Raw genomic sequence first — 22,351 nt, forward strand, 5'->3', positions numbered from 1 at the left:
CCATGAAACGAATTCTCGCCACGGCCGCGTTGGCCCTGCTCACCGTCCCGACCGCCTTCGCCGCCGACACGCGCCTGGAACTCCCGTTGCGTGAGCTGATCAACTCGCCGCAGGCCAGGGCCGCCGGCATCGATGGCAGCGTGCGCTTCTACCTTGCCGGAGAAAAGACACCTGCCGTGGCCGCCCGCATGGGCGAGGACGTCACCAATAAGAAGACCAACGGCGTGGGCAAGTCGGACGTGGAGTCCTGCAACTGGGTGGCGCTGTCGGCGCTGAAGGCGCTGCAGGAAGGCGCCAAGGACCGCGGCGCGAATGCCGTGATCGACATCGTCAGCTACTTCAAGAAGAACGAGTTCCGCAGCGCCACCCACTACGAATGCTACGCAGGCAACATCATGAGCGGCGTAGCCTTCAAGGCGACCTACGCCAAGGTCAAGTAAGCGGCGCGCGCATCGACATGCGGCCGCCCTCGGGCGGCCGCATGCGTGTCAGTCGCCGGAGATCGTCGCGTGCCGCAGGCGCAGGGCGTTGCCGACCACCGAGGCGGAACTGAGGCTCATGGCCAGCGCCGCCAGCATGGGCGACAGCAGCGGGCCGCCGAACAGGCCCAGCAGGCCCGCTGCCACCGGCACGCCCAGCGCGTTGTAGACGAAGGCGAACGCCAGGTTCTGCCGCATGTTGCGCACCGTGGCCTCGGACAGCGCCTTGGCGCGCGCGATTCCGCGCAGGTCGCCCTTCACCAGCGTGACCTGCGCGCTGGACATGGCCACGTCGGTGCCGGTGCCCATGGCGATGCCGACATCGGCCGCGGCGAGGGCGGGGGCATCGTTGATGCCGTCGCCGGCCATGGCGACCCGGTGCCCGGCCTGTTTCAGGCGCGCCACCAGGGCCGCCTTGTCGGCGGGGCGCACGTCGCCGTGGACCTCGTCGATGCCCAGGCGCGCGGCGACCGCGTGCGCGGTCCGTTCGCTGTCGCCCGTGGCCATCACGATGCGGAGCCCGCCCTCGCGCAGGCCGCGCAGGGCCTCCGGCGTGCTGGCCTTCACCGGATCGGCCACCGTGATGCTGCCGGCGGGCGCGCCGTCGACCGCGAGGAACATCACGCTGCCGCCTTCCTCGCGGGCGCGGCCGGCTTGCGCCTCCAGCGCCTGCACCGGAACCCGTTCCTCCTGCATCAGCACGGCATTGCCGAACGCGAGCCGGTGGCCGTCGACACGGCCGCGCACGCCGATGCCGCTGCCGGATTCGAAATCCTGCGCTGGCGAGAGCGTCAGTCCGCTACGGCGCGCTTCCTGCACGACGGCCTGCGCGAGCGGATGTTCGCTGCCGGCATCCAGGCTGGCGGCTAGACGCAGCACTGCATCCTCATCGAACGGCGCCAGTGCGTGCACGCCGCTGAAGACCGGTCGGCCTTCGGTCAGGGTGCCGGTCTTGTCGACGATCAGCGTGTCGACCTTGCGCAGGGTCTCGATCGCCTCCGCGTCGCGGAACAGCACGCCGGACTGTGCGGCGCGACCGCTGGCCACCATCACCGACATCGGCGTGGCCAGCCCCAGCGCGCAGGGACAGGCGATGATCAGCACCGACACCGCATTGAGCACGGCATGCGTCCATGAGGGCTCAGGACCGAACAGGCCCCAGCCCAGCAGGGTCGCCAAGGCCGCGCCCAGTACGGCCAGCACGAACCAGAACGACACCCGGTCCGCCAGCCGCTGCATCGGCGCGCGCGTGCGCTGCGCCTGCGCGACCAGCTGCACGATCTGGGCCAGGACGCTGTCGCTGCCCAGCTTCTCCGCGCGGATCACCAGGCTGCCCGCCCCGTTGAGCGTGGCGCCGATGACATGGTCGCCGGGCGCGCGCGGCACGGGCATCGGTTCGCCGGTCAGCATGGATTCGTCCACATGGCTGCGGCCTTCCACCACCACGCCATCGACCGGCACCTTCTCGCCGGGCCGCACGCGCAGGCGGTCGCCGACGTGCACATGCGACAGTTCGACATCCTCTTCCTCGCCATCCTCGCGCAGGCGCCGCGCCGTCTTCGGCGCCAGCCCCAGCAGGGCGCGGATGGCGGCGGAGGTCTGCGAGCGCGCCTTCAGCTCCAGCAGCTGGCCCAGCAGGGTCAGCGAGACGATCACCGCGGCGGCTTCGAAGTACACCCCGACATGGCCGTGGTCGCGGAACGAGGGCGGGAACAGCTGCGGCGCCAGCACGGCCACCACGCTGTAGCCGTAGGCGGCGCCCACGCCGGTACCGATCAGCGTCCACATGTTGGGGCTGCGGTGGCGGATGGACTGCGCCCAGCGCTGGAAGAAGGGCCAGGCGGCCCAGAGCACCACCGGCGTGCTGAAGGCGAATTCCAGCCAGGTGCGCACGGTGGGCGGGATGATGTCGAGGTACATGCCGCCCATGGCCAGCAGCAGCGTGGCCGCGCTGAACGGCAGCGTCCACCAGAAGCGCCGGCGGAAGTCGGTCAGCTCCGGATTCTCTTCTTCCTCCAGCGAAGGCAGCATCGGCTCCAGCGCCATGCCGCACAGCGGACACGTGCCCGGACCGTCCTGCACGATCTCCGGGTGCATCGGGCAGGTGTACTGCGTGCCGGGTGGCGCCTGCGGAGCGGCCGCCTGCGGGGAAGGCTGCAGATAGCGTGCGGGGTCGGCGACGAACTTCGTGCGACAGCCGGCCGAACAGAAGTGATAGGTCTGGCCCGCATGTTCGGCGTGATGCGGGGTGGTGGCGGGGTCGACCCGCATGCCGCAGACCGGATCCAGGACGCGGCCATCGTCGGCCTTGGGCGCATCGCGGTGCCCGCTGCAGCACGCATGCGTCGCGGTGGGCGGCGCGGGCCGGTCGGCAGGGGAGTGGGGCGTGTGGTTCATGCCTCACCTCCCAGTGCACCGACGATGGGGCACTGGTCCAGCGCACCGTGGCCGGGGCAGGCCTCCACCAGGGTGCGCAGACCGTCGCGCATGCGGGTCAGTTCCGCCAGGCGCCGCTCCACATCGGCCAGCTTGTCGGCCGCGGCGGCGCGGATGGCGGCCATGTCGCCGTCGCGTGCGCTGCTCAGTGCCAGCAGGTCGCGGATCTCGTCCAGGGTGAAACCCAGCACCTTGGCGCGGCGGATGAAGTTCAGTCGCAGCACGTCGTCGGCCTCGTAATGCCGGTAGCCGCTGGCGCTGCGAGTGGGCGGGGGCAGCAGACGCTGCTTTTCGTAGTAGCGCACGGTGTCGATGGGGATACCGGTGCGGCGGGACAATTGTCCGATGTTCATGCGGGGACTCCTTGAAGTACCTGCAGTCTGCACCCTGGAGTACGCTCCAGAGTCAAGGGGTCGGGCGGCGTCCGTGCCGCCCTTTCCGGATCACGGCGAATGTTCCGCGTAGGGCGTGGTGCTGCCGTCGCGGTTCAATGCCAGCACGGTGTAGGCAGGCGCATCGACGCCTTCCACCTCCATCCCCGGAGAACCGACCGGCATGCCGGGCAGGACCAGGCCGCGGATCGGCGGCTTCTCACGCAGCAGGCGGCGAATGTCGGCGGCCGGCACATGGCCTTCGATCACGTAGCCGTCCACTTCGGCGGTGTGGCAGGACGCGTGCTGGGGCAGGATGCCCAGCCGGTCCTTGACCGGGCTCATCGCGTCCTCCACGCGGTCTTCCACATCGAAACCTGCGGTGCGCAGGTGTTCGACCCACAGGTGGCAGCAGCCGCAGTAGGCATCGCGATGGACGGTGATCTTCGGCGCGGCAGGGGCCACCGTCTTGCCAGGCACAGGCGCCGCCATCGCGGCGCGTGCGCTTTCCACCGGTGCAGGCACCGCTTGCGAGCAGGCGGCGAGGGTGACGACGAGCAACGGCAGGAGCAGGCGGGGCAGGGCAATGAAAGGTTCCATGGTGTCCTCCGTCAGAACCAGATGCGGACGCCCGCGACGACGCGGGTGTCGCGCGTGGGTTCGCCTTCAGCGCGGCGCAGATCGGCGGTATCGCCGAGCGCGCGTTCGTGCACCATGCCAACGTACGGCGCGAAACGGCGCGTCACCTCGTAGCGCAGGCGCAGGCCCGTTTCGATGCCGGTGAATCCGCGCGCGGTACCGTACTCCGGGTCGTCTTTCGCGGCGAGGTCCACTTCGACCAGCGGCTGCAGGATCAGGCGGTTGGTGATGCGCAGCGTGTACTCGGCCTCGACGTTGGCGGCGACCTGTCCCCCTTCACCGACGTAGGCGGTCGCCGAGACTTCGAAACGGTACGGCGCCATGCCCTGCACGCCGAACGCGGCCCAGCTGCGTGCGTCGCCGGGCTTGAAGTCGTGCTTCACGCCGGCCACCACATCCCACCAGGGCGACACGCTGTGTCCATACAACGCTTCCAGGTCGGCGCTTTCGGTGTGGCCGCCGACGCGCTCGCCTTCGCTGCGCAGCCACAGGCGGTCGGTATCGGTGCCGAACCACGCCACGCCTTCCCAGGCCTGGCCGGTGCCTTCGTCGGCGTCCCAGGCTTCGAGCCGGTTGAAGGTCACCTTGTGGTTGAACGCGGGTGCGTGCTGCATGGCGTGGTGGTCGATGTCAGGAAACGCGGCTGCCAGGTCCTCCGCGGTGACGGCGGGGATCGGGTCGCGCGGCGCCGCGGATGCTGCCACGGGCGTGGCTTTGGGCATGGCGCCGTGGTCATGATGCGCGTGCTCTTCAGGCGTGGAGGTGGGCTGTGCCTGCGTCGCATGCTGCCCATGGTCGGGATGCTGCGCGATGGCGGGCGCAGCGGCGCCGAGCATGGCGGCAAGGACCGGAGCGAGGCGGAGCGGGACGGGGGAGAAGATGTTCATGCCTCGATCCTCACTTCCCGCATCATCCCGGCTTCCATGTGGTACAGCAGGTGGCAATGGAAGGCCCAGCGCCCCAGCGCGTCGGCGCGCACGCGGTAGCTGCGTCGCGTGCCTGGCGGCATGTCGATGGTGTGCTTGCGCAGCTGGAAACCGCCGTCCGCATCCTCCAGGTCGCTCCACACGCCATGCAGGTGGATAGGGTGCTGCATCATCGTGTCGTTGACCAGCACGATGCGCATGCGCTCGCCGTACGTCAGCTTCAACGGTTCCGCGCTGGCGAACGGGATGCCGTCGAACGACCAGGCGAACTTCTCCATGTGACCGGTCAGGTGCAGCTCCACGGTGCGCCCGGGTTCGCGACCATCCGGATCATCGAACAGGCTGCGCATGGCGCCATAGGTCAGTACCTGGCGACCGTTGTCGCGCAGGCCGATGCCGGGATCGTCGAGTTTCGGTTCGCTGGCCGACGACTGCATGTCCACCAGCGGATTGCCGGTTTCGCTGGCGGGATGGTTCGGTGCGTTCGACGGTGCGCCGTGCGCGCTGTGGTCCATGGCGCCCATGTTCGCGCCGCAGCCACCTTCGCCCATCATCGCACCGCAGCCTCCCTCCATGCCCTTGTGTGCACCGTGGCCACCCATGTCGTGGCCCATGTCGGCCATCGTCAGCAGCGGACGCGGGTCGCGCGCCGGGATCGGCGCTTCCAGTCCGTCGCGGATGGCCAGCGTGCCGCGCGCATGGCCGGTGCGGCCCATGTCCTGCGCGAAGATCGTGAAGGCCTCCTGGCCCGTGGGTTCGACGAGCCCGTCGAAGGTCTCGGCCACGGCGATGCGGAACTCGTCCCCGCTGACCGGGTGGATGTACTGCCCGTCGGCGGCCACGACGGTCATCTTCAGGCCCGGGATGCGCACGTCGAAGTAGGTCATCGCACTGCCGTTGATGAAGCGCAGCAACACCTTCTCGCCTGGCTTGAACAGGCCCGTCCAGTTGCCGTCCGGCGAGGCGCCATTCACCAGATAGGTGTAGGTGTGGGCATTGATGTCGGAGATGTCGGTGGGTGTCATCCGCATGCGTCCCCACATGCCGCGGTCCTCGAGGGTCTCCTTCAGTCCGTCGCGTCGCGCGTCGCGCACCAAATCCACCAGCGTGCGCTGGTAGTAGTTGTCGTGCTCCGGCATCTTCTTCATGCGCCGGTACAGTGAGGCCGGATCCAGGTCGGTCCAGTCCGACAGCAGCACCACGTGCTCGCGGTCGTGGTGGTACGGCGGCGGATCGCGCGGGTCCACGATCAGGGCGCCGTACAGGCCGGCCTGCTCCTGGAACAGCGAGTGGCTGTGGTACCAGTAGGTGCCCGACTGCTTCAGCTGGAAGCGGTACTGGAAGGTTTCGCCCGGTCCGATGCCGTTGAAACTCAGGCCCGGCACGCCATCCATGTTCGACGGCAGCAGGATGCCGTGCCAATGGATGGAGGTCATGTCGCGCAGACGGTTGCTGACGCGCACGGTGACCGTATCGCCTTCGCGCCAGCGCAGGGTGGGCGCGGGCAGACTGTCGTTGACGGTGATTGCGGGCCGGCGGCGGCCGGTGATGTCGACCGGCATCGCGCCGATGCTCAGGGCGAACGCGGTGCCGGCCATCTGCGCGGCGCCGCCGCGACGCGCAGGTGTGCCGGCCGATGCCGGCATGCGCGCCAAGCCGAAGCCGAGCGCAGCGCCGCCGCTGGCCAGTCCGGTGACGAACTGGCGGCGTGTGGGACGGAACGCGCCCAGGCGTCCCGCGGTGGGTTCATCGTGTTTCATGCAAATGCATCCTGTCGGTCAGGACGCACGGTCGCCCGCGCGGCGAGCGCCGTCCGTCGTGTGATGGAACCGGTGCGCCGTTGCGCGCCCGGTCTGCGGCATCAGGCCGCCAGGATGGGAGGTCGGTGCCGGTGCGAAAGGCGCACCGAGGCATGGGCCGCAGGGAGGTAAGCCGGTGTCTCCGCCTGCAGATACCTGGGCGCTGGCAACGACGCCGGCCACGCCAGCGCGGGTGCGTGCTGGGCGCAGAAACCATCGCAGCTGCCGGCCTTGCAGCAATCGGGCAGGCCCGCATCGCCGTCGGGATGGCCGGCGGGAGTGGCGCCTTCCTCGTCCACCTGCATGGCCATGTCCATGCTCTCGTGGCACGGCGGCACGTCGTCGTGTGCCTGTTCCATCGCCGCCGTGCCCCCCATCGCCATGCGCGTGGCGGCATGCGCATACGCCGTGCCATTGAGCAGCAGCACCAGGCAGAGCAGGGCACGGAGCAGGGGGGCGAACCGGGACATGCCGGCATGATACGTCATGGCCAGCGAGCGTACGTTTACGTAGGGTGAGTTGCGCCGTGTGCTGCACCGGGTGGTGCCCGGATCAGGCGACGACACGCTATCCTTGGCGCGTACTTCAGGCATTGGGTGGCGTGGTATCCGCATGGCAGGCACGGCAATGAGGGGCAGGGTGCCGACAGGCGATCGCACGGATTCCTCCCAGGATGCCCCGGTGTCCAACCGCATCATCGTGGCGGATGTCGGCGGTACCTATGCGCGGCTCGGCTGGATCGACGCCGACGGCGGCAACGAGATCCACGACTACCGCCGCTACGCCTGCGCCGACCATCCGGACCTGGCCTCCATCCTGCACGACTATGCGGCCGGCACGCCGTGCCGCGGCGCGGTCGTGGCCATCGCCGGCGTGCTCGAAGGCGACCGGCTGATCAATTCCAACCTGCCGTGGCCCGTGTCGGTGGAACAGACGCGCGCGGGCGCCGGGCTGGCGTGGGTGCAGCTGATCAACGATTTCGAAGCCGTGGCCAATGCGGTGCCCACGCTGGCGCCCGATACGCTGTCGCCGCTGACCCCGTCGATCGCGTCGAACGCCTCATCGCCGGCGCTGGTGATCGGTCCGGGCACCGGGCTGGGCGCTGCGGTCTGGATCGAGGGCCAGCCGCCGCGGGTACTGCCGACGGAAGTCGGCCAGGCGTCGCTGGCGGCCGGCAATGCGCTGGAACTGGATATCGTGCGCCTGCTGTTGCGGGACCGCCCCTACCTGCACAACGAGCATGTGCTGTCCGGCCCTGGCCTGATGAACCTGTACCGCTGCCTGTGCGAACTGCGCGGGGCCTCGCCCGTGCATGCGGATGCCGGTGCGCTGGTGGCCGCGGCGGCGTCGGACGCGCTTGCGCGGGAAACGCTGGAAACGTTCTGCGGCTGGCTGGGCAGCGTGGTCGGCGACCTGGCGATCATCTTCGGCGCGCGCGTGGTCTACCTGGCCGGCGGCGTGACAGCGCATATCCCGCAGTTCCTGCACGACGGCCGTTTCCTGCAGCGCTACCTCAACAAGGGCGTGATGACCGAGCAGTTGGAACGGGTGCCGGTGTGGCGGGTGGAGCATGGGCAACTGGGGCTGCTGGGGGCCGTGGCCTGGTATCGGCAGAACTGGAAGGCCTGAGCGCGGTTCACGGGGTTGATCCGGATCAACGCGCGCCGGCTGCACGGGCCACCATAATCGGTCTGGCCCTTTGATTGGACGGACCTGACATGCGGCTCGGTTCGCGTTCCCTGATCATTCCCGTGGTACTGGCCAGTTTCGGCCTGACGGCATCGGCGGTTCCCGGCAGCACCTGGCCGACCACGGCGATGCTCAGCCTGGGTTCGGGTGTCGCGGCCGTGTCGCTGATGGCGCTTGCGGCCGTCCTGGGAGCACGCTGGAAGGCGGTCGAATCGCTGTTCGGCGGTCTGGACCGCGTCTACGAGACGCACAAGTGGCTCGGGGTGTGGGCGCTGGTGTTCGCGTCTGTCCATCTGGTCTTCAAGGCGGGCACGCCGGAATGGCAGACGGCCGCCATCCTGCTGCTTCCCGGAGCGGCGACGCGGCTCGTCCGGCAACTCAGCTTCGTGTCGCTGATGCTGATCGTGTTGCTGGCACTGAACCGCAAGATCCCGTACCGGACCTGGCGGTGGTGGCACAAGCTGTCCGGTCCGCTGTTCCTGATCGTCATCGCGCATTGGGCCAGTTTCAAATCGCCCATCGTGCTGGCCAGCCCGGCGGGCGCATGGCTGGCCGTGCTGTCGTTGCTGGGCGTGATGGGGGCGGCCTACAAGCTGGTGCTGTATCCCCTGTTCTCGCGGCATGCGCGGTACCGCCTGCGCGCGGGGTCGGCCAACGGCAGTGCCGTCCATCTGCAGCTGGTGCCGGAAGGCCGGCGCATTCCCTTCCTTGCGGGGCAGTTCGCATTCGTGTCCTTCGAGCACGACTGCCTGCGTGAGCCGCATCCGTTCACCATCGCCAGCGCGGGGGACGCCGATGGCGGGATCGCCTTCACGGTGCGTTCGCTGGGCGATTACACGGAACGGCTGGTGAAGGAGGCCCGGCCGGGAATGGTGGCGCAGGTCTACGCACCGTTCGGCCGGTTCAAGCGTGTGCCTGCAGGGCGGAAGGAGATCTGGATCGCCGGCGGCGTGGGCGTGACGCCGTTCATCGCGTGGCTTCACGATGCCGATGCGACCGGGCTGGACGGCGTGACGTTCTTCCATTTCTTTACTCCGGGCCGCCAGCTTCCCGAGGCCGTGGATCTGCCGGGCATGGCGCGTGCGCGGGGCGTGGAACTGGTCGACATCGCGACGGGGCCGTCTTCGGCGGGGTTCCGCCAGCAGTTCGCGCAACGGGTCGAGCGCGCGGGCGCATCCGGCGTGCAGATCAGCTTCTGCGGCCCGCAGGGCCTGCTGGACCAGGTGCGCCAGCTGATGCGCGAAACCGGCGTGGCGGAAGACCGGTTGCAGCACGAACTGTTCGAGTTCCGCTGAGGCGGCGGCATTCATGCGCTGCCCGGGAAACTCCGGCGGCGCCACACCGCTTCCGCGCTAAGGCGCCCGGGCGTCTTCCGCGAGGAAGGCCTTGATCGCCTGCGCATACGCGTCAGGCTGTTCCCACCACAGGATGTGCCCGGCACCGGCGACGAACCGGTAACGCGCGTTGGGGAACAGGTCCACGTACTCGTACGCTTCGGCGTAGGGCATGAAGTCGCACTGTCCCTGCAGTACCAGCACGTTTCCCGGAAAGCGGCGCATCTGCGGGCGGGGATCGGCGACATCGCCGAACCAGTTCGCACCGGTGCGTACATACAGTCCCGCGCCTCCTTCTTCGGGCTGCACGTTGCGCGGATCGCAGACCATGTTGCGGGTGAAGCGCGCGGCCAGCGTATTCAATGCGGCATCCGCTTCCATGTCCGATACGGTCTTCACGTTGAAGGCCATGGCGATCGCCTGCGCCAGGATCACCTTGGGCGGCATCGCCGACAATGCCGTGTCGCGGCGGTACTGCTCCGCATCCGGCGGACGGAAATCCAGCGCCTCAGGAACGGGAAACCTCGACTCCACCACGGCGCGTCCCTGATCATCGTACTGCGCAGGCTCCAGGTTCCCGGGTGCGCTCAACACCAGGTGCGTGACCGTGCCCGGGTACCGGGCTGCGTAGTACGCCGCGACGCGGGCGCCGTGCGAATGCCCGATCAACGCCACGCGCCGGTCGCCGAGATGCCGGACGATGATCTCCCGGAGATCGTCGATCTGATCGTTGAATCCGCTGTCCTTGGGGTGGAGGAGGCGGTCCGAAAGACCGGAGCCGTGCTGGTCGTAGAGGTAGACCTCATGTCCGGCGTCGGCCAGCGGCCGCAGTGCCTTGATCACCGACGAGTGCACGTAGCCACCCGGTCCGCCGTGCAGGAACACGACCGGCATGGCGCGGGGAACGTCGGCCGGCGGCGCCAGTCTCGTGTACGCGATGCGGTAGCCGCCCCGCATGCGCCAGTACTGCGTGTCCGCACGCGGTTGCAGCGCGGGCACGGTCGGTTGCACCGGCACCAGGTACACCGCCGACACGGCCAGCACCAATAGCGCCAGGCACGCGCCGGCCGCACGGAACAGCCATCGCAGCCAACTTTTCATGCATCACGCTCCTTCATGTCCACCTGCGTCCGGCACTGGAAAGATCGCATCAGACGGAGCCCGCCGCCGCAGGACGGCGCGCCGTGACCGTGAGTTTCCCGTCGAGCAGCCTGCCGATCACCGTATGTCGCACCAACGCCTGATAGCTGGCAAACGAAACCGCCAGCGTGCACACGGTGGCGAGTGCTAACTTGACACTCCAGTGCAGTCGCACGTCCAGCAGCCCGTACTGGATCGCGAACAGCACCGGAAGGTGCACCAGGTACACCCAGTACGAGGCGTCGGCGAGCCAGCGCAGGGTCCTGTTCCTCACGTCCAGCCATCTTCTCGCCACGAGCACGCACCACAGCGTCAACCAGCACCCCGCATACGCCTGAAGCAGGGCGTGTCCCCAGGACGAGGGCCGGACCGCCGCGGTGAAGCCACGGCTCGACCAGAACAGCAGCGCATAGGCCGCGACCGCGCCGTACAGCAGCCATGACGACAGCGGACGGAGGCGATCGAGCAGGTCGGCGCGCGTGTACATGCCGTAGCCCAGCGCGAAGTACGTCCCGAAGAACACCAGCGCCCACAGTGAGGGGAGCAGGGCGTCGGGCGCAGGCCAGGGGACACCGGCCCAGACCAACGGCAGCGCCAGCCACACCGGCAACACGGCGGGCAACAGGGCCGCCGGCAGCGACGCGAGCGAGTCGCCGATGCGCCGCAGTTCCAGCGCGGACGCAACCCAGACAAGCACCGTGAACAGCATCAGGTAGAACAGGAACCACAGATGCGCCCAGCCGGGCACGAAGGGCATTGTGTCGTGCTGATCGATGTAGGTACGCAGCCAGGTCAGCACCGGCGATGGATGCAGGACCGTGGCAGCGGCGTGCTGTGTCAGCCCGTACATGCTGGCGGTGACCAGGGGCAGGAACAGCAGCAGCGGCAGCAGCACACGCGCGCACCGGTTGCGGAACAGGCCTCCCAGGCCGCTGCGCGCCACCAGCAAGGCCGCGAAGAAGCCCGCGACGACAAAGAACAGCGGCATGCGGAACAGGTGCAGGAACCAGGCGGCGCCATCGACGACAATGGATCGCCCCGTATCGGCCGTCGGCCAGATCGGGTGCATCAGGGGGCTGTAGGCTAGCGCCGCATGGAACACCACACCGGCCAGCATGGCCAGCGCCCGCAGATGGTCCATGTAGTGGAGGCGGTCCTCGGCCTGCATGGCGATGCCCTCAAAGGAACGAGGTCTTGCGGGCGTGGATCCAGCTGGTGACCAGGATCGCGACGGCAATCGCCGCAAGCTCGGCCGCTACGATCCCCAGCACGGGCGCGCTCCAGACGATCTCGTCGGTCTTCAGGTGCTGGACGATGCCGTCGAGGCGGCTCACCCAATAGATGAATGGCCCAATCAAGGTCATCAGCACGAGCATGGTGAAGATATTCCAGCCTTCGGAATCCACGGCGATCGCCACGCACAGCGAGACGCAGAAGTTCGCCAGCAGGAACAGCGCGACCACCACCACCCAGGGCACGGTGCCGTCCGGGCGCGGCGTGGTCAGGATCATCGCCAGCAGGCCGGCGACGACCAGCAGGAAGGGCACCAGATAGATGACGAGGTTGGCGAGCAGCTTGCCCCAGTACACGTCCATCGGCGTGACCGGCAGACTCAGGATAAAGGGCACGGTCTGCTGCTTGCGTTCGGCCGTGATCGAGGAGTGGATGGCGTAGGAGCCCACCACCAGCAGCAGTACCAGCAGCAGCAACGCGCCGGCCGCGGCCATCAGCGGCGTGCCCATGCCGACCAGGCCCAGCGCAAGCAGCAGTGCGGCGACGTAGCCGGCCAGCTGCTTCTGGTACACCTGCCAGTCCTTGATGATCAGTTTTCCGACCATGCCGGCATCGGATGCGAGCCAGTTCATGCGTTGTTGCCTCCGCGGACGGTAGTGACGAAGATGTCCTCCAGCGGCATCGGTTCGACCGAATGCACCGCAAGGCCCAGCGCCTGGAGCGCGGGCAGGGTGGCCTCGTCGAATGCGCGCGTCTTCAGCTCGATCAGCGGCGCGCTGTTGCGCGCGGAGACCACGCCCGGCAGGTGCCGCAGGCCTTCGGTCCACGCGCCCTGGCACAGGATCCGTCGCCAGCTGTCCAGGAACGATTCCTTGTCGCGCGAAGCGACGATGCCGCCGCCATGGATGAAGGTGATCGTATCGGCGATCTGTTCGATGTCGGCGGTGTTGTGCGAGGAAAACAGCACCGAGCGTTGTTCGTCGCGCAGCACATCGGCCAAGGCTTCGAGCACTTCGCCCCGCGCGACCGGATCCAGCCCCGTGGTCGGCTCGTCCAGCAACAGCAGGCGCGGATGGCGGGCGAAGACCAGCAGCAGCAAGGCCTTGACGCGCTGTCCGTGGGAAAAGCCGCCGAGCTTCTGTTGCTCTCGCAGGTCGAACCGCGTGAGCAGATCCTGGGCGTAGCGCTCATCCCAGCCCGGATAGATGCGGCGGATGAAATCCATGTGCCAGCGCAGCGTCTGCCCGGGGTACAGGCGCATGTCGTCCGATGCGTAACCGATGTCCCGCTTCACCGCGACCTGCGCCTGCGGCAGGGGCTGCCCGAGCACTTCGACCTCGCCGCCGTCGGCGCGGATGAGTCCCATCAGCAGGCGCATCAGGGTCGACTTGCCCGCGCCGTTCACGCCGACCAGGCCCATGACCTGGCCGACCGGCAGTTCCAGTTGGATGTCGCGCAGGGCGAACCCGTCGTACTGCTTGTGCACGCCTTTCAACGCGATGGCGGAACTCATTTCGGCGTCCTTTCGGTGGGGTCGGTGGGCGGTTGGGCGGCGTGCGGCGGGTCGGACAGTGCATGTTCGACCCGATCCAGGATCTCGCGTGGGCTGAGGGCCAGCTTCCTGGCCGCGTCCAGCAATCCCTTCAACTGCAGCTCGAATTCTTCGGTGGCCAGCGCTTGTGTGGCATCGAGCGTGTCGGCGACGAAAGACCCCTTGCCCTGGCGCGTGACGATCACGCCCGCGCGTTCCAGTTCCAGGTAGGCGCGCTTGACGGTGATCACGCTGACCTGGCTGTTGCCGGCGAGTTCGCGGATGGAGGGCAGGGCATCGCCGGCCCTCCACTCGCCTGTCATCACCTTGGCGACCACCTGCTCCACGATCTGGGCATACATGGGCGTGGCCGAGTGCGGGGACAGCAGGAGTTCGGTGGACATGCGATCCTTCGAATCACGTGTGCATAGTCAATATACACAGCTATTCACGGTCGTCAAGCCGGGCCATGCCCGAGTTGGGTCCGGGAGGAACGGTCTGCCGCCCGATCCGGCCACTCGATGTGGAACGGGACGATCCGGATCTATCCTGAAGCCGGAAGCAGAGGGTGTGCCTACACGAGTGGGCAGATGTGGAGTCATTGGCCGACTGTCGGGGACACAGCCGAGGCGGCTTCGGCAGGCATGTACATTGGGCAGATCAAGGACTTGGACTCGTGCGGTTTCCGGGCGGGCATCCGTGGATCAGTTGCGCCCGCCATCCTTGGCTCGTATTTACATAATAGGCATTGAGCCGCTGGTCACAGCGTAAGCCTTTGAGATAGCAGGGCCTGCCTGCATAGCCACCGCGCATAAAACAATCGCGGTGGTCGCCGTCAGCTTCTTCCAAAACGTCCGCTCCGGCGAGGTGAGCGCGGCGTTCTTCATGATTTCAATTGCCGCCTTCTCCGGGGTCGGATGACCCTGGATTTTCAGCGCGGCCGCGACTACCCAGACCTGAGGTACGCGCCGCCCTTGGCGGTAGTGGCCGATCGCTCCGTCTGTGATTTCCAGCATGGGGGCCAGCTTGGAAAAGCTCTCTACCCCAGCGGCTACGCGCGTGCGCTCAAAGAATTCTGCCCAATCCATATCCGCCTCCGGCCGTAGTTGACGCCCGTAGCCTACAGGTGTTGACGCCTACGGGTGTAGGGGCGTATAACACGCCCATCGCCTACACCCGTAGGCGGTTCCCGCCCCCGGTCGCCCTAGGCCGGCGTGGCGGGGTCTAGGGCGCTAGGGCAGGGGATTCGCCATGTACCACGTACAGGACACGCTAGCCGGTTACGAATCGGTCTTCGCCTCCAAGTCCAAGCGCGCCGCAATGGCTGCGCTTCGTCGGCTCCAGGTGGCCTACGCCGCCCGCGACTTCCGCCTCGTACGCGACGACGGCGCCTGCTGGACGGTCCTCGCATGAGCGCTTTGTTTCTCACTGTCTCGTTGCTCGCGCTGGGGCTCGCTCTCTACCTTCTCGGTGAGGGCTACGCATGAGCCCGGCCGAAACCCAGGCCTTGGCCGATGCCGTCGCGGAAGCGGTCTACGCGGGCATGCTCGCCGCCGCCGTCGTCGGCGTCGTCGCCTTCATCGTCACCGAGAAATTCGTTGACCTGCTGACCCTCCACGTGCCGCGCTGGATTCGCGCGCTTCGTCGTGCGCGGGGTGCTGCATGATCGGGCTCATCATAGTTCTCGTGGCCGGTGGCTTCTGCGGTACTGCCGCCATCCAAGGTGACATGCCCTGGCACGTCGCCGCGTCCATGTTCTCCGGCGTGCTGTTGATCTTCGGCGCAGTGCTGGCCGGTGGGTATGTTGCGGACTATCGCGAACGCTCGCGCATCAACCGTGACGCGTTCGTGCGTGAGGTCATCGCCGCGCATCAGCGTCGCCGCGAAGCCCGCGAGGCATGCGAACGTGCCTGACGGGTACTGCATCGAAGAAGTCGGCGGCATGGGCATGGTCGCGTGCTACGGCATGGACGAGCCCGCCGCCATCGCCAACTGCCGTTGGTACAACTTCCTGACGCGCGGCCGTCGCGTGTTCCAGGTCGTACTGCACGTTCGCGGTAGCTCGGCGGTGGTCTATGGCTGAGGTCTTCGGGACGGGACTCCCCTCGTCTAACAGGGGAGTCAGTGAAACTGAACGGATCGGGGTGGTGCTGGACTGGGTAGCCGCTTCTTTCGATCTTTCTGCTGTTCTCGATGCCTACGGCTACCTCGATGATCCGCAAGCCGTGTTCGATGATCTGGACGGTCGTGTCGGCGTCTGTGTGCTGGACGTGGCGTCCATCCTTACGCGGCATTTCGTGCCTGACCTGTTCGACCTGGGCGAACCCTCACGCGGCCGATTCTTCAACTGGCGCGTTGCGCTCCGTTCCTGCGATCAACACGTGGGCCTGTTGGAGTTCGGCGGCACGCACACGATGCGTCAGGACGGCACGCGCACAGGACGGATCGAGCTTACTGGTGATGGCTGCCGCCTGTATGAAGCCAGCAGCGGCGGCGACCATGCGCAGCGGTGGTCGTCGCTCGCTTCGCTGCTGGGCGCTGTCGATGCGCGCTTGACGCGCGTCGATATTGCGGCAGACGACTTCGCGGGTCACTGGCCGATTAGCTGGGCCATCGAGCGATACAACGAAGGTGCGTTCGATCGTCGCGGCCAACGTCCTAAGGCGCGCTTGATCGATGACATGGGCAACCGCACCGGTAAGACGTTTTACGTCGGTAGCCGCACCTCGGAAAACCAGTTGCGCGTCTACGAGAAGGGCAGGGAGCAGGGTGACCCCGAATCGCCGTGGGTCCGCTATGAAGGCGAGTTCCACGCCAGCAACCGCCGTGAATTGCCGCTCGACATGCTGGTCGATCCGGCGCCCTACCTGGTCGGGGCGTACCCCGTGCTGGATTTCGTGGAGGGCATCGGCGAACGCCTGCGCATCGCGGCGGAAAAGGTGCTGGCTAACTGCAAGCGTGCGGTGATGAATTTCCGTCGCCAGTACGGCCCGATGCTCAACGCGATGTTGCATGCCTCCGGTGGTGATGAGGCGACGCTATCCAAGCTGGTACTGGGCACGGCGCGTTCCTCGCTGCCGGCCTGGTGCCCGCGTCCCGAAGATGCCGCCCAGTTGCTCGCGGCAATCCTTTTCGCCCCGGTGGGGCATATCGAAGGCCAGAAAGGCCAGGAGTGATGAAGATGAGCCTGCAAGTCGAAGTCCGTGACGCCAACATCAACGTGAAGAGCGGCGTCAGCCGCAAGACCGGCAACGCGTACAGCATCCACGAACAGCCGGCGTACGTGAAGCTGCCGAACGGCGAGACGCGCCGCATCACGTTGCAGCATGAGGAGGGCGATGCTCCGCTTGCTGTCGGCGACTACCAGCCCAAGCCCTCGGCCTACTGGGTCGGCGATTTCGGTGCGCTGTCCATCAGCAACCGCGCCAAGCATTGGGAGCCGGTCCCGACGCAGGCGAAGAAGCTGGCTGCCTGAGTCATGGCCCTGTGCGTAGCCCTGCAACCTGACGGCACCCTGGTCCCCACGGGCCAGGCTGTCGATGCCTGCACGGGCTACGTACTGGTGAGCAGCAGCGAACACGCTGTGTATGGGCTCATCAATCAAGCATTTGCAGTGCCCACGCCCGAACAAGCCGCAGGGTGGTTCGTCGGGACTTTCGGGTTCGTGGTCACCATGTATTTGGTCGCCCGCATGACCGGCGCGGTCGCCAATTTCTTCCATTAGCCGGTCACCAACAGAGGAGCAATGCAATGGATTTCTCGGGCATCCTGGAAGGCCTCAGCGCCGCCACCGCCACCGCCGCCGTGATCGGTGCGGGTTCGATCTCGGCCCTGGTGGGCTTCGTGGTGTGGGGCACGCGGAAGGTCGCCGGCTTCTTCGGCCGCTGATCGGGGTGGGGGAGGGGATTCCCTCCCCCTTTCTGCATGATCCCCTTCATCAACATCATCAACGGCCTGGAGCCGCAACACATCGTCTGGGCACTATTCGGTGCCGCGATGACCTACGCACATATTCGCTTCGCGCTGTGGGCAACGCCCATCGTCGCCAAGTTCTTCCTCGGTCGATACATCAGGGGCAAGCTGTGATCCTGTGCCTGTTCTGCGGCCTGTTCGGATTGCTCGCTGGCGTCGCCGTCGTCAAAGGGCTGGATTCCAAATGAACGCGATTCTGCGCCTTATCGTCCTCTCCGCCTTTTTCGTCATTGCGCCGCTGGCCGTCGCTCAATCTGTTCCTTGGGAAACGAGCTACCCTAACGAAGGGCTTGCGTATCAGGGCTGCATGCAGGCAGCCGCGGGCGCTGCCGGTGGTGGCACCTGCAACAAGTCTGGCAATGGCTATTCCTGCGTCAGTAACTCTGGCTGGTCGTGTTCGCACAGCATGGCCGGCATGTCCGGATCGAGCTATCACCGGTTCACCGTCGCGTGTTCGGCTATGCCGCCTCTCGGCGCCGGTTGGTTCTCTCTCGATGGTGGTAGCGCCATCTGTAAGGATGGTTGCTCTTATGGCGGCGCTGGTTCCTCCGGTGGGACGACCGTAACGATCCACTCGGGCACTCCCGGCGCCTTCTCAATCAAGGAAGGCCCTGGCGGCAACTCGCCAGACGGCGGCGTTTGCGATAGCGGCACCGGGCCGTCACAGATAACCTCGCCGTTCTGCAAGACGCAGGGCGGCTTGACGCAGTGCGTTACCCAGGATGGCAAGCATTGCGCGCAAGCCAGTACCGGCAAGCTGTTCTGTTGGTCGCCCAATGAGACCGGCACGAAGGTTAGCGGCAACGAAGGCGCTACGAAGTCGCCGCAGGGCAAGCCCAACAATCCGCCGCCGATCCCACCGCCCAACAACGGCAATTGGGAAGTCACCGGCAGCGGCACCACGTCGATCACCAACAACAACGGTGATATCACCAACTACACGACCAACAACTACACGTCCAGCAACGGCACCGAGGGCAACGGCGGCGGAACGACGAATCCTGATGGCAGCGAGAACCCCGGCGACGACCAAGGCGAGGATGACGGTCCCGGCACGCCCGGCAGCGGGGTAGGGGATCTGTATGACGGCAATGGCGACAAGACGGTGGGGAGCGTCTTCAACAACTTTCGGAGCCGCGTCGGTGCGTCACCGATCATTTCGGCGGTCGATTCGTTCTTTACCGTCAACGTCGGTGGTGCGTGTCCGGTGTTCACCGTCCCGGCGTCGGACTATTGGGACAGCATGACCCTGGATCAGCATTGCTCGGGCGGCATTGCTCAGTCCCTTAGCTATATCGGCTGGGTGCTTCTTGCGGGCGCAGCTATCGGAGCGGCGATATGGGCACTATCGTGATGATGCGTGCCGGGTGGCTCAGTGATCTGACCGACTGGATCAAAGAGCAGATTCAGCGCGTGTGGGACGCCTTCGAGGCGTTCGTCATGGACATGGTGATCTACGCCCTTGAGCAGGGTTTGGAGCTTGTCGCGCTGGCTTTCGAAGCATTGCCAGTGCCCAGCTTTCTCACCAATTACAGCGTCGGGTCGCTGCTCGCCAACGCAGGCCCCGAAATCGGCTGGGCGGTCCAGACCTTCAAGATCGGCGAGTGCTGCGCGATGTTCGCCGCTGCGCTCGCCTTTCGTATCAGCCGCAAAATTCTGACCTTCGGGAAGTGGTGACATGCTCGTATTCAACGAAGGCGTACCGCGCGCCGGCAAATCCTACGACGCGGTGAAGAACCACATTCTCCCGGCCCTGAAAAAGGGCCGGCGTGTTTTTGCCCGTCTCAATGGCCTGCGTCACGACTTGATCGCGAAACGCCTGGGCATGTCCGAGGCGGACGTGCGCTACCTGCTGGTGCACGTCGAAACGAAGGACGTAGTGTCCACCTTCAAGTGCGTGCCGGACGAAACTGGCAAGTGGACAATTCCCGACGAATTCAAGGATGCATTGATCGTCGTGGATGAGGTGCATGAGTTCTACGTCAAGAGCCGCGCGCCGCTGCCTGATCCGGTCGAGAACTTCTGGGCGCTGCTCGGCCAGAACGGCGGCGATGCGGTCATCATGACTCAATGGATCAACCGCGTGCACGATGCCGTAAAGGCCCGCATCGAGCGCAAAACGGTGTTCCAGAAGCTGACCGCCGTTGGCATGAAGAATCGCTATCGCGCGACGTTGTATCACTCGGTCGGGCCGATGAAGTTTGAGAAGGTCGGCGGTAAGACGTTCAAGTATGAGCCTGACATTTTCCCGCTCTATGATGGCTACGCACCCGGTGCGGAGAACACCGAGGTTTACGAGGAAGGCGGCAGCAACGTTTGGAAGCTGCTGGCGGCAAAGGGCGTCGTGATGGGTGCTGTTGGCCTGGTCGGCGCCTACTTCTTCCTGAGCTACTTTTTCAACGGCGTGACCGCCAAGGAAAAGGAACCCGAGCCCGCCAAAGTCGAGACGGTGCAGTCGTTCGACCTGGAAGGCAATCATGTCGGCACGGAGACGATTTCCGCGCCGGCTGCCGTCGAGCCTGAGCCGGCCCAGGCCGAGCCCGTCGAGGTGGACCCATACGAAGGGCTGACGCCCGAGCAGCGTTTCGTTGCCGAGCTATCGGACAAGGGCAGGGCGCGCCTGGCCAGCCGCGCCGATGTTGGCCACCGTATCCGTGGCTGGGTCAGTGGGTCGATGACTCAGGCGTCACGCTTGAAAGCCTTGAAGTCTCCGCGTTGGAGGAGCTGGGCTATACCGCCACATGGGCCAGCTTCGGCGTGCGCTTGGTCGCCGGGAAAAAGACCATCATTGCCACGCCTTGGCCGCGTGAAGTGCGCGTGCGCGAATCCGAGCCCCGCCTCTACCGGCTGGACGGCGGCGGCGGTGCTGGCGTTGCGAGCGCAGCGAGTGAGGCCGGCACTGCCGCCCCTGGCGGCGTTGTGGAATACACCCCCGGTACCCGTGGCGACGTGTTCCCGCGCAGCCCCGGCTACACGACAGACACGTGGACCGGTGAGGTCAAAGGGCTCTAGCGGGGTGTAGGGGCAAGGCCCCTACGCAGAACGCCCCACACGCGGCCTAGATGTCTGCAAGCTCTGGCCAACGATGCTCACGCGCGGGTCCCGTTCCGAAGGCCGGTCGCCACCCTGCCCACCGGCTGTGCTAGCCTCGCTCCCGTCGTCACGGAGGGATGGCAATGGGGAAGGGGATAGCAATACTGCTGCTGATCGCCGTTATCGCGCCGAGCTTGGCGCAGACGCGCGCCGCCCAAGGGAAAGGTGTGCCACGAGTCGCACCAGCTACGAAGGCGGCTTATAACTCAACTGCGAAGGACACCACACCCTTCAACTGTGAGAACTACGCAAGTCATCCTCACCCTATGATGAAGCCACTCTGCGAGGAGTGGGAACGGAACCATATTCAGTCGGAGGCGCGCCGAGCCGGCCGCCCCGGCCCATCATCTAGCATCGTTGATTTGCCGCCTTTAGGCTCACCGGAAGGCAGGCGAACTGGAATCATCTGTATCGGCGGCCAGGCCATGCGGAAGCTTTCGAATGGGTGGCAGCAACTTTGGGGCAATGACGGTTGGCAGAGATGCCGCGGAGGCTGAAGCTATGTTGGGCTTTCTTGCGAATTTTCCATCCTCTTTCTTGAGCAGTCTCGCCGACGCATTCAACTCGTTATCGGACACGATTCAGGGCGTTGTTATTGCCAGTGTCTTTTCCTTTGTTAGTGGATGCTTGGCGCTGTTCGTTACTTGGATACTGAGCAATCGCAGGGCGGACTTTGAGCGCGAGCAAAGCGCATCAACGCGAACGTTTGAGCTTAGACGAGAAGCATTGATGCACGCGGCCGAGGGCGCAATTGAGGCTATCGGATCACTCACTTTGCTTAGTAACGAAACTCTCTCTGAGACTGACATAGCGAAGAAGTTTCAAGACGGAACAAACAAGGCGTTGCGTGCATATGTGGTCGCGAATAGGGAAACTGTTGAGATTCTCACTGGCCTAATCAAAGATGCCGGACATAGGTTCTTCGAGCTGGTGCCTCGAAGAATTCAGTTGATGGATGCGTACACCGATCACTCCATACCACTAGAACAGTCTAGGAGAGCTATGGAGAAGGCTGACCAGTTAGTTGCTCAACAGCGCGCTGCCGTTATTGCTGGGACAACTGAAAGAGAGATGGAGAGCCTAAAAGGATTCATTGATTTTCAGATGCAACAGCATGAGAAGTTCTCACAAGAAGCGAATGAGGCATTCCCCAAATTTTTGGCTTATCGATCTCAGTACGCTTACGACTGCCTGTTAGCGCATATAGAGCTGCAAGGCAAGTTGAATCGTCTAATCTCGTCTTTGCGTCAGGATGTTGGCGTCGACAAGCCGGGCGATTGGTCATACTTGGAGTACGCCCGCATCGATGTGGAGGACATCAAGCAAGCCTATCGCGACGGGATGAAGCACATAGATGTTGATGTGGATTAGCCGCAACGCACTTCAACCTGCGCGGGTTCCGAAATGCTGTGCATGCCAGTCGGCAAGGTCCACAACGACGACCTTCACCGGTCCACACCGAACGGGCTTTTCCGCCTCACGACGCGAGCGCAGCCCCGCACGTCGCAGTTCCATCGAGTCACGCCAGAGGATGCCGGCCAGGCGCTCTGGCGTGATCCTGTAGCGTTCTGGGCTGACTAGGTGTGATCTCTCGGTAGGTTGTTCATCCGGGGCATCTCTGGAAGATGGGGGTTGCGAAGCCAACCCAGCCCCCAGGAGCCCCGGATGAACCTGCATAAACATGCCCGTTTGAGCCCGCGCGGTCGAGC

At 65.7% G+C, this 22,351-nt stretch carries 27 protein-coding genes and 1 pseudogene; 16 read left to right on the plus strand and 12 right to left on the minus strand.

Features of this window, described 5'->3' with window-relative positions:
- The first annotated feature begins 2 nt into the window (after window positions 1–2).
- Window positions 3–440 (plus strand): excinuclease ATPase subunit, encoded by a 438-nt coding sequence (locus CSC76_RS09210; protein WP_162109729.1) that lies wholly within the window; start codon window positions 3–5, stop codon window positions 438–440.
- Window positions 441–488: 48 nt separating this feature from the next.
- Here the strand turns inward: CSC76_RS09210 and CSC76_RS09215 are convergent, their stop codons facing one another.
- From CSC76_RS09215 to CSC76_RS09240, 6 genes are all read right to left on the minus strand, one after another.
- On the minus strand, window positions 489–2,750 hold the full coding sequence (locus CSC76_RS09215; RefSeq protein ID WP_238394924.1) for a heavy metal translocating P-type ATPase: 2,262 nt from the start codon (window positions 2,748–2,750) through the stop codon (window positions 489–491).
- 122 nt (window positions 2,751–2,872) lie between these two features.
- Complete coding sequence (locus CSC76_RS09220; RefSeq protein WP_162109731.1) at window positions 2,873–3,268, minus strand: heavy metal-responsive transcriptional regulator; 396 nt, start codon at window positions 3,266–3,268, stop codon at window positions 2,873–2,875.
- 90 nt (window positions 3,269–3,358) lie between these two features.
- Window positions 3,359–3,886: a DUF411 domain-containing protein gene (locus CSC76_RS09225; protein WP_202923507.1), complete on the minus strand. Its 528-nt coding sequence runs from the start codon at window positions 3,884–3,886 to the stop codon at window positions 3,359–3,361.
- Window positions 3,887–3,897: 11 nt separating this feature from the next.
- Window positions 3,898–4,812, minus strand: a complete 915-nt coding sequence (locus CSC76_RS09230; protein ID WP_162109732.1) for a copper resistance protein B — start codon at window positions 4,810–4,812, stop codon at window positions 3,898–3,900.
- Window positions 4,809–6,611 carry a copper resistance system multicopper oxidase gene (locus CSC76_RS09235; RefSeq protein ID WP_162109733.1) on the minus strand — a complete coding sequence of 601 codons (1,803 nt, stop codon included), beginning with the start codon at window positions 6,609–6,611 and terminating at the stop codon, window positions 4,809–4,811. Before CSC76_RS09235 ends, CSC76_RS09230 begins: the two co-directional genes overlap by 4 nt.
- Before the next feature lie 101 nt (window positions 6,612–6,712).
- A complete protein-coding gene (locus CSC76_RS09240) occupies window positions 6,713–7,120 on the minus strand; it encodes a CopL family metal-binding regulatory protein (RefSeq protein WP_238394923.1) in 408 nt (135 codons plus the stop codon).
- A gap of 157 nt (window positions 7,121–7,277) precedes the next feature.
- Between CSC76_RS09240 and CSC76_RS09245 the strand changes: the two genes are divergently transcribed.
- Complete coding sequence (locus CSC76_RS09245) at window positions 7,278–8,279, plus strand: glucokinase (protein WP_162109735.1); 1,002 nt, start codon at window positions 7,278–7,280, stop codon at window positions 8,277–8,279.
- Between the two features lie 89 nt (window positions 8,280–8,368).
- Window positions 8,369–9,634, plus strand: a complete 1,266-nt coding sequence (locus tag CSC76_RS09250; protein WP_162109736.1) for a ferredoxin reductase family protein — start codon at window positions 8,369–8,371, stop codon at window positions 9,632–9,634.
- 57 nt (window positions 9,635–9,691) lie between these two features.
- Here the strand turns inward: CSC76_RS09250 and CSC76_RS09255 are convergent, their stop codons facing one another.
- The 6 genes from CSC76_RS09255 to CSC76_RS09280 form a co-directional block, all read right to left on the minus strand.
- The gene (locus tag CSC76_RS09255) at window positions 9,692–10,774 is read right to left on the minus strand and encodes an alpha/beta fold hydrolase (protein ID WP_162109737.1); all 1,083 of its coding nucleotides are present in this window, start codon (window positions 10,772–10,774) and stop codon (window positions 9,692–9,694) included.
- Window positions 10,775–10,823: 49 nt separating this feature from the next.
- A complete protein-coding gene (locus CSC76_RS09260; RefSeq protein WP_162109738.1) occupies window positions 10,824–11,981 on the minus strand; it encodes an acyltransferase family protein in 1,158 nt (385 codons plus the stop codon).
- A 10-nt stretch (window positions 11,982–11,991) separates the two neighbouring features.
- Window positions 11,992–12,678 carry an ABC-2 transporter permease gene (locus CSC76_RS09265; RefSeq protein ID WP_162109739.1) on the minus strand — a complete coding sequence of 229 codons (687 nt, stop codon included), beginning with the start codon at window positions 12,676–12,678 and terminating at the stop codon, window positions 11,992–11,994.
- On the minus strand, window positions 12,675–13,559 hold the full coding sequence (locus CSC76_RS09270; protein WP_162109740.1) for an ABC transporter ATP-binding protein: 885 nt from the start codon (window positions 13,557–13,559) through the stop codon (window positions 12,675–12,677). Before CSC76_RS09270 ends, CSC76_RS09265 begins: the two co-directional genes overlap by 4 nt.
- On the minus strand, window positions 13,556–13,981 hold the full coding sequence (locus CSC76_RS09275; RefSeq protein ID WP_202923508.1) for a GntR family transcriptional regulator: 426 nt from the start codon (window positions 13,979–13,981) through the stop codon (window positions 13,556–13,558). The genes CSC76_RS09270 and CSC76_RS09275 overlap by 4 nt, the downstream gene beginning before the upstream one ends.
- 330 nt (window positions 13,982–14,311) lie before the next feature.
- Window positions 14,312–14,665, minus strand: coding sequence for a DUF3693 domain-containing protein (locus CSC76_RS09280; RefSeq protein WP_162109741.1), 354 nt, complete (start codon window positions 14,663–14,665; stop codon window positions 14,312–14,314).
- 163 nt (window positions 14,666–14,828) lie between these two features.
- Between CSC76_RS09280 and CSC76_RS09285 the strand changes: the two genes are divergently transcribed.
- From CSC76_RS09285 to CSC76_RS09345, 13 genes and pseudogenes are all read left to right on the plus strand, one after another.
- Window positions 14,829–14,990 (plus strand): hypothetical protein, encoded by a 162-nt coding sequence (locus CSC76_RS09285; protein ID WP_162109742.1) that lies wholly within the window; start codon window positions 14,829–14,831, stop codon window positions 14,988–14,990.
- 70 nt (window positions 14,991–15,060) lie between these two features.
- Complete coding sequence (locus CSC76_RS09290; RefSeq protein WP_162109743.1) at window positions 15,061–15,243, plus strand: hypothetical protein; 183 nt, start codon at window positions 15,061–15,063, stop codon at window positions 15,241–15,243.
- 62 nt (window positions 15,244–15,305) lie between these two features.
- Window positions 15,306–15,491 carry a hypothetical protein gene (locus tag CSC76_RS09295; RefSeq protein WP_162109744.1) on the plus strand — a complete coding sequence of 62 codons (186 nt, stop codon included), beginning with the start codon at window positions 15,306–15,308 and terminating at the stop codon, window positions 15,489–15,491.
- Window positions 15,484–15,660 (plus strand): hypothetical protein, encoded by a 177-nt coding sequence (locus CSC76_RS09300; RefSeq protein ID WP_162109745.1) that lies wholly within the window; start codon window positions 15,484–15,486, stop codon window positions 15,658–15,660. The genes CSC76_RS09295 and CSC76_RS09300 overlap by 8 nt, the downstream gene beginning before the upstream one ends.
- A gap of 64 nt (window positions 15,661–15,724) precedes the next feature.
- Window positions 15,725–16,753, plus strand: a complete 1,029-nt coding sequence (locus CSC76_RS09305) for a replication initiation factor domain-containing protein (protein WP_162109746.1) — start codon at window positions 15,725–15,727, stop codon at window positions 16,751–16,753.
- A 5-nt stretch (window positions 16,754–16,758) separates the two neighbouring features.
- Complete coding sequence (locus CSC76_RS09310) at window positions 16,759–17,052, plus strand: single-stranded DNA-binding protein (protein ID WP_162109747.1); 294 nt, start codon at window positions 16,759–16,761, stop codon at window positions 17,050–17,052.
- A 3-nt stretch (window positions 17,053–17,055) separates the two neighbouring features.
- Window positions 17,056–17,301, plus strand: coding sequence for a hypothetical protein (locus CSC76_RS09315; protein WP_162109748.1), 246 nt, complete (start codon window positions 17,056–17,058; stop codon window positions 17,299–17,301).
- 26 nt (window positions 17,302–17,327) lie between these two features.
- On the plus strand, window positions 17,328–17,465 hold the full coding sequence (locus CSC76_RS09320) for a capsid protein (protein ID WP_162109749.1): 138 nt from the start codon (window positions 17,328–17,330) through the stop codon (window positions 17,463–17,465).
- Window positions 17,466–17,501: 36 nt separating this feature from the next.
- A complete protein-coding gene (locus CSC76_RS09325) occupies window positions 17,502–17,663 on the plus strand; it encodes a hypothetical protein (protein ID WP_162109750.1) in 162 nt (53 codons plus the stop codon).
- Between the two features lie 70 nt (window positions 17,664–17,733).
- Window positions 17,734–18,903, plus strand: a complete 1,170-nt coding sequence (locus tag CSC76_RS09330) for a hypothetical protein (RefSeq protein ID WP_162109751.1) — start codon at window positions 17,734–17,736, stop codon at window positions 18,901–18,903.
- Entirely contained in the window at window positions 18,888–19,226 is a 339-nt protein-coding gene (locus tag CSC76_RS09335; RefSeq protein ID WP_162109752.1) for a phage coat protein, read from the plus strand. The genes CSC76_RS09330 and CSC76_RS09335 overlap by 16 nt, the downstream gene beginning before the upstream one ends.
- Window position 19,227: 1 nt before the next feature.
- Window positions 19,228–20,561 (plus strand): annotated as a pseudogene (locus tag CSC76_RS09340) (zonular occludens toxin domain-containing protein).
- Window positions 20,562–21,083: 522 nt separating this feature from the next.
- Window positions 21,084–22,013: a hypothetical protein gene (locus CSC76_RS09345; RefSeq protein WP_162109753.1), complete on the plus strand. Its 930-nt coding sequence runs from the start codon at window positions 21,084–21,086 to the stop codon at window positions 22,011–22,013.
- The last annotated feature ends 338 nt before the right edge of the window (window positions 22,014–22,351 follow it).

It is taken from the genome of Pseudoxanthomonas mexicana, assembly GCF_010093385.1.
In the GTDB taxonomy this organism is placed as follows: Bacteria; Pseudomonadota; Gammaproteobacteria; order Xanthomonadales; family Xanthomonadaceae; genus Pseudoxanthomonas_A; species Pseudoxanthomonas_A mexicana.